Origin of the sequence: Streptomyces sp. 2323.1 (assembly GCF_900221035.1) — a bacterium.
Lineage (GTDB): Bacteria > Actinomycetota > Actinomycetes > Streptomycetales > Streptomycetaceae > Streptomyces > Streptomyces sioyaensis.
In genome coordinates this window covers 7,549,032-7,562,262 of record NZ_LT907981.1, presented here as the reverse complement: position 1 = coordinate 7,562,262, position 13,231 = coordinate 7,549,032, and the positions used below count along the sequence as shown (strand labels likewise).

Here is a 13,231-nt window from a genome sequence, read left to right as displayed (position 1 = left end):
CGGTGGTGGTCGTCGGTCTGGTGATACGGCGGCAGTTGCGCACCCGGCCGGTGCGCCGTATCGGGAGCAAAACATCCTGGTGCGTCGGCCAGCGGCCCGGCTGGCCCCGAGGGTCGCGCTCGGGCTGCCGGCCGGTGTCTGAGGCCGCGAGGGCTGGTCAGACACCTCGGAAGGCGGCGCCGTCCCCCTCCGCGGCATGGCGCAGAAGGGGACGGCCGGGCGTCAGCGGGATTCGTGGAGCACCATGGCCGAGCCGCCGCCACGGCGCTTGGGTTCGGCCACCGCCGTGATCTTGCCGCCGGGCAGGAACTCCAGCGCGGCCACCGCCCCGATCTCCGGTGAGGGGGTGAAGGCCTTCGGGGCCAGGACGAACCGGTGCCCCAGCGCCTCCAGCTTCTTGCGTTCGGGAGAGTCGAGGAAGGCCGGCTCGGCTTCCGTCTGTGCCGCGTTCCGCTGCGAGATACGTGGTGCGGCGACCGCGGCGGGCAGCGACATGCCGAGGTCAAGACGGTTGACCAGGGTCTGCAGCACGGTGGTGATGATCGTGGCGCCGCCCGGCGAACCGACGGCCATCATCGGCTTGCCGTCCCGCAGGACGATCGTCGGCGACATGCTGCTGCGCGGACGCTTGCCCGGGCCCGGCAGGTTCGGGTCCGGCGTCCCCTTGGTGAGGGGCGCGAAGTCGAAGTCGGTCAGCTCGTTGTTGAGCAGGAATCCGCGGCCGGGCACGGTGATGGCCGAGCCACCGGTCTGCTCGATCGTCAGGGTGTAGGAGACGACGTTGCCCCAGCGGTCCGCGGCGACCAGATGTGTGGTCGACGGCCCCTCGTGCGGTTGCTTGCTCCCGGTCCTGCCCTGGCAGCCCGCGTCCGGGTGGCGGGGGTCCGCCGGGGCCAGCGGGCTGGTCAGTGCCTTGTCGGAACGGATCAGGCAGGCCCGGCTCTTGGCGAATTCCTTGGCGAGCAGAGGCTTGGTGGGCACATCCGAGAACGCCGGGTCGCCCACCCAGCGGTTGCGGTCCGCGAACGAGATCCGGCTGGCCTCCAGGTAGTGGTGCAGGGCCTGCGTCTTGTCGGCCTTCGAGAGGTGGAAGTTGTCCAGGATGTTCAGCGCCTCGCCGACCGTGGTGCCGCCCGAGGAGGACGGCGCCATGGAGTAGACGTCCAGCCCGTGGTACTTGATCCGGGTCGGGTCGCGGCGTTCGGTCGTGTAGCGGGCGAGGTCGCCCGGCTTCATCAGGCCGGGCCGGGCCTGGTGGTGGGCGCCGGGTGCCATGGGCGGCTTCTGGACGGTCCGCGCCACATCGCGGCCGATGCTGCCGTGGTAGAGCGCGTCCACGCCTTCCCCGGCGAGCTGGCGGTAGGTCCGGGCGAGGTCGGGGTTGCGGAAGCGGGAGCCGACCACCGGGAGCTCGCCCTTGGGCAGGAACAGGTCCGAGGTGGACTTGATGTCCCGGAAGCGCTTCTCGTTCATGGCCGTCTGGGCCCGGAACTCCTTGTTGACCACGAAGCCGTCGTCGGCGATCCGGGTGGCCGGGCGCAGGGCCTTCGCCAGGGAGACCGTGCCCCAGCTCTTGAGTGCCTTGTCCCAGGTGGCCGGCGTGCCCGGGACACCGACCGACAGCCCCGAGTTGATCGCGTCCTCGGTCGGCAGTGGCTTACCGGTCGCCTTGTCGAGGAACGAGTCCGCGCGCATGGCGGCCGGCGCGGTCTCCCGGCCGTCGATGGTGCGCACCTTCTTGGCCTTGGCGTCGTAGTAGACCATGTAGCCGCCGCCCCCCACTCCCGCGGAGTACGGCTCGACCACGCCGAGCGCTGCAGCGGTTGCCACCGCCGCGTCGACGGCGTTGCCCCCCTTGCGCAGCACCTCCAGCCCCGCGCGGGAGGCATACGGGTTGACGCTGGACACCGCGCCGCCGCTGCCGGTGGCGACCGCCTTCTTCGCGGGGGCCGGCGGCGTGGACTCGGCGGCGGCCGCGGTCCCACCGGCACTGCAGGACGTGGCCAGCAGGGAAAGACTGAGCGCTGCCGCGGACGCGGCGGCGACAGCGGCACGACGGACAGCCATACGGCCTCCAGGATTTCGCTGTGGTGTGCAGGGAATTCCCGAAACCCTGGCACCGTTCGGGTGGCGGATCAACGCTGAGCTGCAAGGTTTGCGTGAGATCTGAGGTTTCCCCTCGGTAACCTCCGAGGGGTGGGGGGATGCGGTGGTCCGCTTCGGAGCCGCGGGCGCGGCGTCGGCGCAGGGGAGCAACTCCCCCTCTTCCCCGGCCTGTTGACGCTTTTGCCGGTGAGTCGGCACCCGAGGGCCAGGGGGACGCGCGACCGAGGGCGGGAAGCATCCTGCCCCCCGGGGGGACCTGAGCGGGGCCCGGCCACCACGGCGCCCGCCTCGCCGCGCCCGGCGTCTCTCCGGAGTCCGTGCCACCGCTCCGGTGCCACCACTCCGGTGGACACGCGGCCGCCACGTCCGCGAACACCATGGTGGGCACGGTGTCAATGCATACCCTGACCTGGCCGTCGCGTAGATGGCTGGATCCTTTCGCGGTACGACAGGAGCACACGATGGCCGCCTCCGCCCCTGCCGGTTCGTCCGGGACCGCAGTGCGGCATCGCTTCCGGGCGTGGATGCTGGAGGGGCTGGCCGACATGGCCAAGCACCACTCCGGTCCGCACGCCACTCCCCAGGGGGTCGTACAGGGCCAGCGGTGGTGGCGGGTGATGTGTCTGACCGGTGTGGACTACTTCTCCACCCTCGGCTATCAGCCGGGCATCGCCGCTCTGGCCGCGGGACTGCTGTCGCCGGTGGCCACCGTCGTGCTGGTCGTGGTGACGCTCGCCGGGGCGCTGCCGGTCTACCGGCGGGTGGCCGAGGAGAGTCCGCACGGCCAGGGGTCGATCGCGATGCTGGAGCGGCTGCTGACCTTCTGGAAGGGCAAGCTGTTCGTCCTGACCCTGCTGGGTTTCGCCGCCACCGACTTCCTCATCACCATCACCCTGTCGGCGGCCGACGCCGCCACCCACCTGGTGGAGAACCCGCACGTCAGCAACGCCCTGCAGCACCAGCAACTGGTCATCACGCTGGTCCTGATCGCCCTGCTCGGTGCGGTGTTCCTCAAGGGCTTCCTGGAGGCGATCGGGGTGGCGGTCGTCCTCGTGGCCCTCTATCTGGGGCTCAACGCGGTCGTGGTCGTCGTCGCGCTGTGGCATGTGCTCACCGCCGCGCAGGTCATCCCCGACTGGTCGCAGGCGCTGACCGCCGAGCACGGCAACGTCCTGGCGATGATCGGAGTGGCACTGCTGGTCTTCCCGAAGCTGGCGCTGGGCCTGTCCGGCTTCGAGACCGGCGTGGCGGTCATGCCCCATATCGAGGGCGACGCAGCTGACACCGAGGAACGGCCGGTGGGGCGGATCCGCGGGGCGAAGAAGCTGCTCACCACCGCTGCCGTCATCATGAGCGTCTTCCTCATCATCACCAGCTTCGTGACGACCCTGCTCATCCCCAAGGAAGCGTTCCAGCCCGGGGGTTCGGCCAATGGGCGCGCGCTGGCCTATCTGGCCCATGAGTATCTGGGCTCCGCCTTCGGCACCGTCTACGACGTGTCCACCATCGCCATCCTGTGGTTCGCCGGCGCCTCGGCCATGGCCGGCCTGCTCAACCTGATGCCGCAGTATCTGCCGCGCTACGGCATGGCGCCCCACTGGGCCCGGGCCGTGCGCCCGATGGTGCTGGTCTTCACCCTGATCGCGTTCCTCGTGACCTGGCTCTTCGATGCCAACGTGGACGCCCAGGGCGGCGCCTACGCCACCGGCGTCCTGGTCCTGATCAGCTCCGCCGCGATCGCGGTGACCCTCGCCGCCCGGCGCGCCCGTGAGCACGGCTGGTGGATCGCCTTCGCCGTGATCGCCGTGGTGTTCGTCTACACCACGATCGCGAACATCATCGAGCGCCCCGACGGCGTCAAGATCGGCGCCTGCTTCATCACCGGCATCATCCTGCTGTCGTTCCTCTCCCGCCTCGCCCGCTCCTTCGAGCTGCGGGTGACCAGCGTGGTGCTCGACGACATCGCCCAGCGGTTCATCCGCGACATCGCCCAGCGCAAGATCCGCTTCATCGCGAACGAGCCCGACCAGCGCGATGTCGCCGAGTACCGCGACAAGCTCCAGCAGATCCGTACGGACAACGACATCCCCACGTCCGAGGACTTCATCTTCGTCGAGGTCACCATCGGCGACCCGTCCGAGTTCGAGAGCGAACTGCAAGTACGCGGCGAGGTGCTGCACAACCGCTACCGCGTGCTCTGCCTGGAGAGCCCCGCCGTCTCCAACGCCCTGGCCGCTCTGCTGCTGCATGTGCGCGATGCCACCGGGCATCGGCCGCACATCTACTTCGAGTGGACCGAAGGCAACCCCTTCGCCCAGTTCCTGCGCTTCTTCCTGTTCGGCCAGGGCGAGGTCGCCCCCGTCACCCGCGAGGTCCTCCGCGAGGCGGAACCCGACCGGGCCCGCCGCCCTCACGTACACGTGGGCTGAACGACGGCGCGCGTACCGCAGCCGGCCCGCTTCCCTGCCGCCCGCCCAGCGTTAACCGCAACTCCCCTTCGATGTAAGGAAGTTGGTCGTCCGGTGCATCGACGGCAACGTACCTGCCGCTCCCCCGCCCCGCGCCCTGTGCCGCTCCGACTGAAGAGAAGGTGACGGGGTACACGAAGGCCACCGTTGATCAGTGGACAAGGGGAGAGGGGCGCGTGGTGAAGACCGATGAGTTGAGCGTCGAGGTGTCCGTCATCGATCCGCAGGTGGCGGTCGTGGTCGTCCAGGGAGAGCTGGACACTCAGACCGGCACCTTGCTTCATCATCAGCTCGCCAACCAGCTCGTGCACGGCCGGCAGCACCTCGTGCTCGACCTGCGGGCCGTCCCGTTCATGGATTCCTCCGGCCTGAGCGTCCTCATCCGTGCGGGCAACGACACCAAGCGGGTCGAGGGAAGTCTGCGGCTGGCCGCGGTGTCTCCCGAGGTCCGGCGGCTGCTCGACCTCACCGGGATCAGTGTGTCCATGCCGGTGCACGCCAGCCCCGAGGAGGCGCTCTTTGCGATCGCGGCGGCCTCGCTGCCCGATGGGGCAGCGTCCGGGCCGGAGGCCGGCACGAACACCGGCGGGTGAACGGGGTCGTGCGCCTCGTGGCGCAGCGGGCCCGGCAGCTGTCGGTGGGGGCCCTGCTGCTCCTGGCCGTCGGCTTCGTGGCCGCCTCGGTGCGGTGGTCGCCCTGGTACGGGCCGCCGGCCGTGCTCTTCCTGGCGCTCGGCGTGCTCGGGGTGGCCGATCTGACCCAGCGCCGCCACTCCGTGCTGCGCAATTACCCGGTCATCGGGCATCTGCGCTTTGCGCTGGAGGCGCTCCGGCCGGAATTGCAGCAGTACTTCATCGAGCGCAACTTCGACGGCCGGCCCTTCGACCGTGATGTCCGCACCCTCGTGTACGAACGCGCCAAAGGCGTCGACGCGGAGGAGCCCTTCGGTACCGAACGGGACGTCTATGCCACCGGGTACGAATATCTGGTGCCGTCCATGGCGCCCGAGCCGGTGCCCGAGCAGCCGCCCACGGTGCGGATCGGCGGACCCGACTGCACCAAGCCGTATGACATGGCGTTGCTGAACGTCTCGGCGATGAGCTTCGGGTCGCTTTCCGCCAACGCCGTGCTCGCCCTGAACAAAGGGGCCGCCATGGGCGGTTTCGCGCATGACACCGGTGAGGGCGGACTGTCCGAGTACCACCTGCGGCACGGTGGCGATCTCATCTGGGAGATCGGGACCGGCTATTTCGGATGCCGCACCGCCGACGGGGAATTCGCGCCGTCCGAGTTCGCCGAAAAGGCCGCTCACGAGCACATCAGGTGCATCTCGCTGAAGATATCCCAGGGCGCCAAACCGGGCATCGGCGGTGTGCTGCCGGGTGGCAAGGTCAATGCCGAGATCGCCCGGGTACGCGAGGTGCCCCAGGGTCGCACGGTGCAGTCCCCGCCCTATCACCGGACGTTTTCCACCCCGCGTGGGCTGGTCCATTTCCTCGCGAGGATGCGCGAGCTGGCCGGCGGCAAACCCGTCGGGTTCAAGCTGTGTGTCGGTTCGAGACGGCAGTTCCTCTCGGTCTGCAAGGCCATGCGGGAGGAGGGGGTGACCCCGGACTTCCTCGTCGTCGACGGCGCGGAGGGCGGCACCGGGGCCGCTCCCCTGGAATTCGCCGACCATCTCGGTGCCCCGCTGACCGAAGGCCTGATCACCGTGCACAACGCACTGGTCGGCTGCGGACTGCGGGACCGCATCAAAATCGGCGCGAGCGGAAAGGTCGCCACCGGCGCCGATATGGTCAAGCGCCTGGTGCAGGGGGCGGATTACACGAATGCGGCACGCGCCATGATGATGGCCGTCGGTTGTATTCAGGCACAGCGCTGCCACACCAATACCTGCCCGGTCGGAGTGGCGACCCAGGATCCGCGCCGGGGCCGGGCCCTGGACGTCGGTGACAAGTCCGCGCGCGTGCACAGGTTCCAGAAGGCAACGGTGCACAGCGCCCTGCAGATCATGGGCTCCATGGGCGTCCGGAATCCGGACGGCCTGCGGCCCTGGATGCTGCACCGGCGGATCGATCCGCTCACCGTCCGGTCGTACGAGGAGCTCTACGACTGGCTGCGCCCCGGCGAGTTGCCGGCGGACCCGCCGCAGGACTGGGCCGCGGACTGGGCGGCGGCCGACCCCGATCATTTCGGTGTCTGAGACGGGGCGCTTCCCGAGGTCCGAGCGTCACAGGGCGTTGAACTGGCAAGTCACCCGCATAGGAGTGTTCTTGCTGGGTAGGCGGCCGCTGTGCGTTCGCGTGTGCCGGACGCGCAGGGAGGCATGATGACCACCGTCGTGAACGACACCACAACCGAGCAGCACTCCGACCTGGCCGCAGAACTGCCGGAGGTGGAGTGCCCCAGCGCGGTGGCCCCGAGGGACGCGAGGGAGCTGTCGAAGCAGTTCTTCGACCGGCTGCAGTTCCTCGACGAGGGCACGCACGAGTACCAGTACGCGCGGAACACGCTCATCGAGATGAACATGTCGATGGTGCGCTACGTCGCGCGTCGCTACCGCAATCGTGGCGACGACATGGAAGACATCATCCAGGTCGGCACGATCGGACTGATCAAGGCCATCGACCGCTTCGACCTCTCCCGTGAGGTCGAGTTCTCCACCTTCGCCGTGCCCTACATCCTCGGCGAGATCAAGCGCTTCTTCCGCGACACCGGCTGGGCGGTGCACGTCCCGCGCCGGCTGCAGGAGCTGCGCAGCGATCTGGCGAAGGCCAAGGAAGAGCTCCATGTCCAGCTCGACCGCGACCCCACGGTCCAGGAACTCGCCGCCCATCTGGACCTGTCGGAGGACGAGGTGATCGAGGGGATCGTCGCGGCCAACGGCTACTGCGCCGGCTCGCTGGACACCCCCACCGATCCCGACCCCTCCCACCAGCGTCGTGCCCTCGCCGATGTCCTGGGCGAAGAGGATCCGGCCATGGGGACCGTCGAGGACCTGCACGCCCTCGCGCCGCTGCTGCAGGAGCTCGACCCGCGGGAGCGCCAGCTGATCGAGCTGCGCTTCGGGCAGGAGATGACCCAGTCCCAGATCGGCGCCGAGCTCGGCGTCTCCCAGATGCACGTCTCCCGTCTGCTCACCCGCACCCTGACCAAGCTGCGCGCCGGCATGCTCAGCGACCGCTGACCGGGACCGTTCCCGTCGGGCGGGCTCCGGCCGTACAGGCCGGGTGCCCGCCCGCGGTCGTTGGGTCGCCCGCCCCGGGACCGTAGCCCCGTACGCCCTCCGTACGGGCCGTGGGCCGGGGTGGGGTGCATGATGGAAGTAATCGAATAGACGCACGTGAAGAGGCGTAATTCGTGAGCGACGGATTCCTGGAGACCGGTTACGGGAGCGACGAGACCGGTGGCGAGGACGTACGGCCCGACCGCGAGGGGCAGGCCGAGGCGTTCGATGCGATCGGTGACCGCTATGACGAGGCGTTCCCGTTCAAGGAGGGACAGCTCGCGGCCGGCGAGTGGCTGATCCGCTCGCTGCCCGGCGGCTCCCGCGTACTCGACCTCGGCTGCGGCACCGGCCTTCCGACCGCCCGGCAGCTGGTGGACGCGGGGTGCGAGGTGGTCGGCGTCGATCTGTCCCGTGGGATGGTCGAGCTCGCCCGTAAATATGTGCCCGATGCAACGTTCCACCGGCTGGACATCGCCGACCTGGCGCCCGGCGGCCCGCACGACCTGGGCCGCTTCGACGCGGTCGCGGCGTTCTTCTCCCTGCTGATGCTGCCGCGTGCCGAGATCCCCCTCGCGCTGCACACGATCCACGACCTGCTGGTCCCCGGTGGCCTGTTCGCGCTCGCGATGGTGGAGGCCGACGTCGACTACTTCACGATGCCGTTCCTCGGCAACACCATCCGGGTGTCCGGCTATCTGCGGGAGGACCTGCGCAAGGTCATCGAGGCGGCGGACTTCGGGGTCGTCGAGGAGACCTCGTACACCTACGCCCCGGCGATCTCGGACGTACCGCCCGAGGAGCAGCTCTTCCTGCGCTGCCGGCGGCGCGACTGAGGCCGCCCGGTACGTCCTGGCACCCACCGGACGGACACCCACGAGTGACGGACACCCACGAGTGATGGAGCCCCGTACCCCCGACCACGGACCCGGCAGGCTCCCCGCCGGATCCGGAGGGCGCCCTGCGGAGGGTGCCCGGGGGGAAGCGGAGCGTGGCCCCGAGGCACAGACCGACCGTCTGCGGTACCTCGAATCCGCGACGCGGCGGATCGCATGGGGCAGCGACCGGGACGAGACGCTGGGGGAACTGTGCCGGGCGGCGATCCCCGCGTTCGCCGACGCGATCCTCGTCCATCTGCGGGACCCGCTGCCGAGCGGGGAGGCGGAGCCGGCCGAACCGAGCGTCCTGCGGCTGCACAGCATGGCCCAGGGGCCGGAGGCTTCGGTCACCGAGGCGCCTGCGGGGGCCGCCGAGTTCGCACCGCTGACGGTGAGCGGACGGTTCGTCGGGATCCTGCTGGCCGGGCGGCCCGTGTTCGGCGACGCCCCCGGGCTCGTGCCCACGGTGACCGCCCTGCTGGAGCCGGTGGCGAGCCTGCCGGCGACCACCGCACCGGGCCGGCGGCTGATCGTCGCCCCGCTGTACGGCCGCCGGCACGTCCTGGGCACCGTCGCCCTGCTGCGCGGGGCCGGCCGGCCCGCCTTCACGGAGGACGATCTGCTCGTCGCCTCGCAGCTGGCCACCCATGCCGCGCTCGGCATCGACAAGGCGAAGGTGTCCGGCCATGAGGCCTCCATGGCGGACGCGCTCCAGCTGACGATGCTGCCCTCGTCGCTGCCCCGGACCACGGGCGTGCGGCTGGCGAGCCGGTATCTGCCGGCTGCCGACACCGCCCAGGTGGGCGGCGACTGGTACGACGCGATTCCGCTACCCGGCAACCGCGTCGCGCTGGTCGTCGGCGACGTCCTGGGCCACTCCATGACCTCCGCCGCGATCATGGGCCAGCTGCGTACCACCGTGCAGACCCTCGCCGGGCTCGACCTGCCGCCGGAGGAGGTGCTGCATCACCTCGACGAGCAGGCCCAGCGCCTGGGCAGCGAGCACATGGCGACCTGCCTCTACGCCATCTACGACCCGATAGCGCAGCGGCTGCTGATCGCCGACGCGGGCCATCCGCCCCCGGTGCTGCTGCACCCGGACGGCTTCGGCGAGGTGCTGCAGATCCCGCCCGGCGCGCCGATCGGGGTGGGCGGCGTCCCCTTCGAATCGGTGGAGATGCCCGCGCCCACCGGAGCGACCCTGCTGCTGTACACCGACGGCCTGGTCGAGTCCCGGGAGCGGGATGTCTGGGCGGGGGTGGAGCTGCTGCGCGCCCGTCTGCAGGCCGCCGCCGACGCGTTCGGGTCCCCGCCGCTGGACATGCTCTGCGACGCGGTGCTGAACATCCTGGAACCGGAGAGCCTGGACGACGATGTCGCGCTGCTCGCCGCCCGGTTCGACGGGTTCCCGCCGCTCAATGTCGCGTACTGGTTCCTCAGCCCGCAGCCCCAAACGGCGGGCCGGGCACGGCAGTTGACCCGCCGGGCACTGCACCGCTGGGGGCTGGACTCGATGCTCGACGCGACCGAGCTCATGGTCAGCGAGGTGGTGACGAACGCGGTGCGCTACGCCTCCCGGCCGATCGCGCTGCGGCTGCTGCGCACCGATGTGCTGCGGTGCGAGGTGGGCGACGATTCACCGCAGGTGCCCCGGATGCGGCGCGCGCAGGCGGGTGACGAGGGCGGGCGCGGCCTGTTCCTGGTCGACCAGCTGGCCCAGCGCTGGGGGGCGACGCGGTTGAGCACGGGCAAGGTCGTCTGGTTCGAGCAGCAGATGCCCGAGGAGCGCCGCCAGAAGACGCCCAGCGCGCCCTGACTGTGGCCCGCGGCGGCGCCCGGCCCGGGTTCAGATGGCCATCGCCTCCTGGAGCCACCGGTTCACCCGGTAGGGCAGCCACCACAACAGCGGTCCGGTGCGGGCGATCAGCCGTTCCGCCAGGAAGTCGGCGGTGATGGCGGCGGGCACGTCCGACTGCGGGGCGCCGTAGGCCAGTTTGTCGATCGCCTCCCGGTATGCGGGCTCGTCCGCGGTGAAGCGGCGCAGCTCGCCCCACCGGCGGTCGCGGATCTGGACGAACCCCGGGCCCTGGCGCCACAGGCATTTGCAGAGGTAGTGCTCCCTGCGCCACTGGGCGAGCGCGGCCGCCGGGTCGGCGGGGCCGGTGAGGGTCCCGGGCGGCTGGAGGTGGCTGAGGTCGCGCCAGCCGTCGTCGGGCTCCGCGGGCAGGCGCAGCTGCCACTGCACCAGGACCGCGCGGGCCGTCAAGTCGCGGATCAGGCAGAGCCGTTGGACGGCGTGCGCGGCGGCGCCGAGCTCGTCGACCGCGGTCAGGTCGATCTCCTCGGCGAACCGCACCCGGCGTACCCCGAGTTCCCACAGCCGGTCGGCCTGTTCCGTCGGCGGGCCGGCCGGAATGAGGGTGCCCAGGCTCATGCCGGGCAGTGCGCAGGCGGCTTCGTCGTAGTCCCGCCAGGCGCTGAGCGTCGGCCCGGTGGGGGTGGCGGTGCGGTGCATGGTGTCTCCTCGTGGACCGGCGTCAGACGTGGGCGACGGCGCGGGCGGCGTCGTCCGGCTGTTCCTGCGGGGCGGGGGCGGCATGGGTGTGGCGCATGTAGTCGAGCCGCAGCAGGTCCTCGTTGACGGCCGCCGGTGCCAGATGGACGTACTGGCCGCCGTCGGTGAAGACCAGGCCGAGCGTCACCCAGTGCTGGAGCAGGGCGTGGACGGCGGTCGCGTCGACGGGGTGGGCCGGCAGCCGCGCCGCGAGCTTGCGGATCAGGGCGGCGGGGGCGTGCGGCTGGTCGAGGAGCCGGAAGGCCGCGGTCTCCAGCGGCTCGGTGAGTTCCATGGCGCCCCAGTCGAAGGCGCGCCGGCGGCTGACCAGCACGATGCGGTCGCCGAGGTCGGCGTGGGTGAGCCGGGCGTCCGCGTGGTGCTTCTTCCAGGCGCCGAGGGCGTCGTTGAGCGCGGTGACGGTGGGCTCGGTGATGCCGCGTTCGGGTGCCTCGAAGACATAGGCCAGATCGAGCAGTTCGGACTCGGGCAGGTCGTAGGTGAAGCGGTAGTGCTCCTCGGGGCGCAGGCCGGTGAAGCCGAGTTCGGGCCGGTTGAAGTACGGGCTGAAGCGTTCGATCGCGATGCGGGCGGACAGGTCGACCGGCGGGTCGAGGTGTTCCAGGGCCGGTATCTGGGCGATCACCGGCTCGTAGTCGGCGGCGGTCTCACCGGGGAAGCCGTGGAGGTAGTTCCAGCAGACCGAGAGTCCGGTCTCGGCTCCGTCGCGGAGCATCCGGACGTTCTGACAGCCGCTCACGCCCTTGTCCATCAGGTCGAGCACCCGGCTGTTCAGGCTCTCGATGCCCGGCTGGACGTAGATCATTCCGGCCTCGGCGAGGGTGCGCAGCTGGGCCCGGCGCATGTTCGCCTTGATCTCGATGTGCATCCGCAGGTCGTAGCCGCTGTCGATGATGCGGGGCAGGACGGTGGTGAGGTAGCCCATGTCGAGGATGTTGTCGACGAGGTACATGTCCAGCACCCGGTGGCGGCGGGCCAGGTCCATGATCTCTTCGAGGAAGGTGTCGGGGCTCTTGCTGCGGAACTGCATGAAGGAGCCGTTGAGGCCGCAGAAGGTGCAGTGGTGCTTCTCGCCCCACCAGCAGCCGCGGGCCCCCTCGACGACGAGCTTGGGCTCCACCCAGTTGCGCGCCACGGAGGACGCCAGCCGCTCGAAGTAGCCGCTGTAGTCGGGCGGGAGGATGGTGGCGGGCGGCAGCGGGCTGGTGCTCATCGGGTTGGCGGTGCTGGTGCCGTCGGCCTGCCGGTGGCACAGCCCGGGGACGGCGGACAGCTCGGTGCCCTCGTCGAGGGCGGTGAGGAGCTGCGGGAAGGCGGCCTCGCCCTCACCGCGGACCACGAAGTCCAGGAAGCCGAAGTTGCGGTGGGCGGCGGCGCCCTGCTCGGCGTCGCAGTTGGCGCCGCCCATGACGGTCTTGATGTGCGGGGCGAGGCGCTTGACGTATTTGGCGGCGGCCAGCGCCGCGGTGTTCTGCTGGAAGGTGGAGGTGAAGCCGACGACGTCGGGGCCGGCCGCGACGATCCGAGTGGCGATCTCCTGGACGAACTCCGGTACCACGCGGTGCAGTTCATGGGACATCTGCAACCGTTCCGCGCGCAGTTTGCCGCGCATCGAGGCACTGAACTCCTCGGCGCGCCACTCGGGATCGTCGTAGAGCGCGGAGGAGAACACCCAGTCGCCGCATCCCATGAAGTACGAGGAGAGCGCATAGAACTGGTAGTCGTCCCCGGTGAAGGCGGTACGCCGGGTGATCCAGTCGGTGAACTCCAGGTTGGCGTGCAGGACATCGGCGTGCCCGGAGGTGCGCTCGTCGACGCTTCGTCTGAGGATTCCGAGTGCGAGCGAGGGCAGATCGATCGGGGACCAGGGCATATTGACCAGCAGGACGCGCATATCGGCTCCACGTACGGCGGCGGAAGGGTTGGCGGGCGGCCGGCGGCCGGCCGGTGCGGTGCACGGGTCCGGCCGGCCCGGTGG

General features: G+C 70.4%; 9 protein-coding genes. 6 read left to right on the top strand and 3 right to left on the bottom strand.

Annotated elements, in window-relative coordinates; all coding sequences use genetic code 11:
- Nucleotides 1-222: 222 nt before the first annotated feature.
- Nucleotides 223-2,067 carry a gamma-glutamyltransferase gene (ggt, locus tag CPH93_RS32655; RefSeq protein WP_096214906.1) on the bottom strand — a complete coding sequence of 615 codons (1,845 nt, stop codon included), beginning with the start codon at nucleotides 2,065-2,067 and terminating at the stop codon, nucleotides 223-225.
- Nucleotides 2,068-2,567: 500 nt separating this feature from the next.
- On the opposite strand from ggt, the gene CPH93_RS32650 reads away from it, so the two are divergent.
- The 6 genes from CPH93_RS32650 to CPH93_RS32625 all read left to right on the top strand — a co-directional run bounded on the left by CPH93_RS32650 (nucleotide 2,568) and on the right by CPH93_RS32625 (nucleotide 10,494).
- Entirely contained in the window at nucleotides 2,568-4,535 is a 1,968-nt protein-coding gene (locus tag CPH93_RS32650; protein WP_096214905.1) for an APC family permease, read from the top strand.
- 215 nt (nucleotides 4,536-4,750) lie between these two features.
- Nucleotides 4,751-5,167 (top strand): STAS domain-containing protein, encoded by a 417-nt coding sequence (locus tag CPH93_RS32645; RefSeq protein ID WP_093481678.1) that lies wholly within the window; start codon nucleotides 4,751-4,753, stop codon nucleotides 5,165-5,167.
- Nucleotides 5,168-5,211: 44 nt separating this feature from the next.
- The gene (locus tag CPH93_RS32640) at nucleotides 5,212-6,777 is read left to right on the top strand and encodes an FMN-binding glutamate synthase family protein (RefSeq protein WP_443031476.1); all 1,566 of its coding nucleotides are present in this window, start codon (nucleotides 5,212-5,214) and stop codon (nucleotides 6,775-6,777) included.
- 126 nt (nucleotides 6,778-6,903) lie between these two features.
- Nucleotides 6,904-7,761, top strand: a complete 858-nt coding sequence (locus tag CPH93_RS32635) for an RNA polymerase sigma factor SigF (RefSeq protein ID WP_093488367.1) — start codon at nucleotides 6,904-6,906, stop codon at nucleotides 7,759-7,761.
- Nucleotides 7,762-7,934: 173 nt separating this feature from the next.
- Nucleotides 7,935-8,636 carry a class I SAM-dependent DNA methyltransferase gene (locus CPH93_RS32630; RefSeq protein ID WP_162501018.1) on the top strand — a complete coding sequence of 234 codons (702 nt, stop codon included), beginning with the start codon at nucleotides 7,935-7,937 and terminating at the stop codon, nucleotides 8,634-8,636.
- A 64-nt stretch (nucleotides 8,637-8,700) separates the two neighbouring features.
- Nucleotides 8,701-10,494, top strand: coding sequence for an ATP-binding SpoIIE family protein phosphatase (locus CPH93_RS32625; RefSeq protein WP_096214904.1), 1,794 nt, complete (start codon nucleotides 8,701-8,703; stop codon nucleotides 10,492-10,494).
- Nucleotides 10,495-10,524: 30 nt separating this feature from the next.
- Here CPH93_RS32625 and CPH93_RS32620 read toward each other — a convergent pair whose 3' ends face one another.
- Both CPH93_RS32620 and CPH93_RS32615 read right to left on the bottom strand, forming a co-directional pair.
- Entirely contained in the window at nucleotides 10,525-11,193 is a 669-nt protein-coding gene (locus CPH93_RS32620) for a DUF5825 family protein (protein WP_093481681.1), read from the bottom strand.
- 22 nt (nucleotides 11,194-11,215) lie between these two features.
- Nucleotides 11,216-13,147, bottom strand: a complete 1,932-nt coding sequence (locus CPH93_RS32615) for a RiPP maturation radical SAM C-methyltransferase (protein ID WP_093481682.1) — start codon at nucleotides 13,145-13,147, stop codon at nucleotides 11,216-11,218.
- Nucleotides 13,148-13,231: the final 84 nt, after the last annotated feature.